General features: G+C 65.6%; 1 protein-coding gene. It reads left to right on the forward strand.

Features of this window, described 5'->3' with window-relative positions:
* Window positions 1-1,235 (forward strand): TonB-dependent receptor domain-containing protein (locus AC1DQP_RS20365; protein ID WP_478052414.1); only part of this gene is annotated, 1,235 nt, incomplete at its 5' end.
* Window positions 1,236-1,514: the final 279 nt, after the last annotated feature.

The raw sequence follows: 1,514 nt of genomic DNA on the forward strand, positions 1-1,514 counted from the left end.
CGCTGGAGCATGCCTTCGGCAACGACTGGAAGGTCAAGCTCGGCGCGACGCATGACACCACCAAGGCCGATGACAAGCTGTTCTATCCGGCCTACAACGACTGGACCTCGGGCGCCTCGTTGCTGGACAAGAGCACCGGCGCCGGCGTCACGCCCTCGGCAGGTTTCTACAACACCGAGCGCAAGGTCAACGCGGTGGATGGCTTCGTGGAAGGCCCGTTCCAGCTGTTCGGCCGCGAGCACCAGTTCATGGCCGGCCTGAGCTACAACAAGCGCGAGTTCGCCAACTACGGCGACTACCAGGTGGGCTGGGCGCCGCTGGACAACTACCTGGCCGGCGTAGGCAACTTCCCCGAGCCGAACTGGGCCGCCACCCTGCCGCTGCAGAGCGAAGGCACCATCACCCAGAAGGYCGGCTATGCCGCCACCCGCCTGTCGCTGGCCGAGCCGCTCAAGCTGATCCTCGGCGCGCGTTACACCGACTGGAAGAGCGAGGGTGAAGGCGCCGACCGCTCGCACAAGGTCACCACTCCGTACGCCGGCCTGGTGTTCGACCTCAACGACACCTACTCCACCTACGCCAGCTATACCGAGATCTTCCAGCCGCAGATGCTGAAGAACCGCAACGGCAGCTACCTGGATCCGGTGGACGGCAAGAGCTACGAAGTGGGCGTCAAGGGTGCATGGTTCGACGACCGCTTGAATGCCTCGCTTGCCGTGTTCCGTATCGAGCAGGACAACGTGGGCCAGTCCACCGGCGAACCGGTGGTGGGCGGAACGGGCGGCGAAACTGCCTACATCGCTGCGCGCGGCACGGTCAGCCGGGGGTTTGAGTTTGAAGTGAACGGCGAACTGGCCCCGGGCTGGAATGCCACCTTCGGTGCTTCGCGCTACGTGGCCAAGGACATCAACGACGCGGACATCAACACCAACCTGCCGCAGACGACGATCAAGCTGTTCACCAGCTACACCCCGCAGTCGCTGACCGCGCTCACCGTGGGCGGCGGCGCCAACTGGCAGAACCGCATCTACTACCCGGTGCCGGCATACGGCCGCATCGAGCAGGACGGCTACGCGCTGGTGAGTGCCTTCGTGCGCTACCGCATCTCGCCCGAGTTCAGCGTGCAGGCCAACCTCAACAATCTGCTGGACAAGAAGTACTTCTCGCAGATCAACGGGTATGGTGCGTACGGCGATGGCCGCAATGGGTCGATCACGTTCAACTGGTCGTTCTGACCGGTCATTGACCGCAAGCGGACACCACAGAGCGCCGGGCATTGCCCGGCGTTCTGCGTTCTGCACGACGCGCGCGGGTCGCGCAGCCACGCATGGCGTGGCTCTACCGGCTGCGGCGCGATGTCGGATGGTCGCGCAGCCACGCATGGCGTGGCTCTACCGGTTGGGGCGCGGTGCGGGMTGGTGGTGCGGCCACGCGTGGCGTGGCTCTACCGGCTGCGGCGCGGTGCCGGATGTTGGTGCAGCCACGCATGGCGTGGCTCTACCGGTTGGGGCGCG

Source organism: Stenotrophomonas sp. P5_A8 (assembly GCF_056400545.1).